The sequence below is a fragment of the Mycobacterium sp. genome (assembly GCF_039583805.1).
GTDB lineage: Bacteria > Actinomycetota > Actinomycetes > Mycobacteriales > Mycobacteriaceae > Mycobacterium.
In genome coordinates this window covers 1-1,539 of sequence record NZ_JAVKSH010000196.1, presented here as the reverse complement: position 1 = coordinate 1,539, position 1,539 = coordinate 1, and the positions used below count along the sequence as shown (strand labels likewise).

Annotated in this window: 1 protein-coding gene; it reads right to left on the bottom strand. The window is 72.6% G+C overall.

Features of this window, described 5'->3' with window-relative positions:
* A partial coding sequence (locus ABDW21_RS16885; RefSeq protein ID WP_343710784.1) for an acyltransferase domain-containing protein occupies positions 1 to 1,539 on the bottom strand: 1,539 nt, incomplete at both ends.

Genomic DNA, 1,539 nt, shown 5'->3' with positions numbered 1-1,539 from the left:
ACAGCCACCGCACCAGCCGGCGGCCACACCGACAAATCGGCCGCAGGCCGCACCGGCGCCGGCCGCAGCACCCCCTCGGCATGGCAGATCCAGCCCCCGTCGGCGTCGGCCCTGGCGAAGATCGCCACGGTGCGGTGAGCGGACTCGTCGGGGGCGCCCACCACAACGTGCACGGCCACCGAACCGGAGTTCGGCACCAGCAGCGGCGCCAGCAATGTCAACTCGTCGACCGCCGCACAGCCGGCCTCGTCGCCGGCCCGGATCGCCAACTCCACCAGGCCGGAACCCGGGAACACCGCGACCCCGGAAACGGCGTGATCGGCCAGCCATGGGTGCGACGCGGCGGAGAGCCGGCCGGTCAGCACCACCCCGCCGGAGTCCGGAAGCTCCACCACCGCCCCCAGAACCGCGTGTTCACCGGACCGCAACCCCAGGCCCGCGGCGTCCACAGCTCCGCCGTCGCCGGAGAGCCAAAACCGCCGCCGCTCAAAGGCATACGTCGGCAGCTCGACGAACCCCGCGCCGGGCAGCGCGGCCCGCCAGTCCACCCGGACACCCGACACGAACGCCTGCGCGGCCGAGGCCAGGAACCGCGCCAATCCGCCGTCCTCGCGACCGAGGGTGGGAATCACGACGCGGTCGGCCGCGCCGTGGTCGGTGACCGTGTCCTCGATGCCGGCGATCAGCGCGGGATGCGGGCTGGATTCGACGAACGTGCGGTAACCCTGCGCGCACGCGCTGCGCACGGCGCGGTCGAACTCCACCGTGTGCCGGATGTTGCGATACCAGTAGTCGGCGTCCAACCCGGCCGTGTCCAGCACGCCGCCGGTGACGGTGGAAAAGAACACGGTGCGCGACGAGTGCGGCTCGATGCCGGACAGCACGCCGGCCAGCCGGTCCCGGATCGCCTCGACGTGCGCGGAGTGCGACGCGTAGTCCACGTCGATCCGGCGTGCGCGGAGCTCGCGCTCGGCGCACTGCTGCATCAGCTGGTCGAGCGCGGCGACCTCGCCGGAGACGACGACCGCCGACCGCCCGTTGACGGCGGCGACGCTGATGCGATCTGCCCACGGCACCAACAACTCTCGTGCCTGATCGATGTCGTGGGCCAGAGACACCATGCCGCCTCGCCCGGACAGCTCGGTGAGCAGCTTGCTGCGCAGTGTCACGACGCGCGCAGCGTCGCGCAGCGACAGCGCGCCGGCGACGTAGGCGGCGGCGATCTCGCCCTGGGAATGCCCGATGACGGCGTCCGGGCGCACGCCGAGGGACCGCCACAGCTCGGCCAGCGACACCATGACCGCGAACAGGGCCGGCTGCACCACGTCGACACGGTCCAGGCCCGGCGCGCCGGGCGCGCCGCGCAGCACGTCGACCAGCGACCAGTCCACGAACTCGGCGAACGCCTGCGCGCACGCGTCAATCTGCTCGGCGAAAACCGGTGCGGTGTCGAGCAATTCGACGCCCATGCCGAGCCATTGGCAGCCCTGGCCGGGGAACACGAACACGGTCTTGCCCGCCGGCACGGCGCTGCCCGCC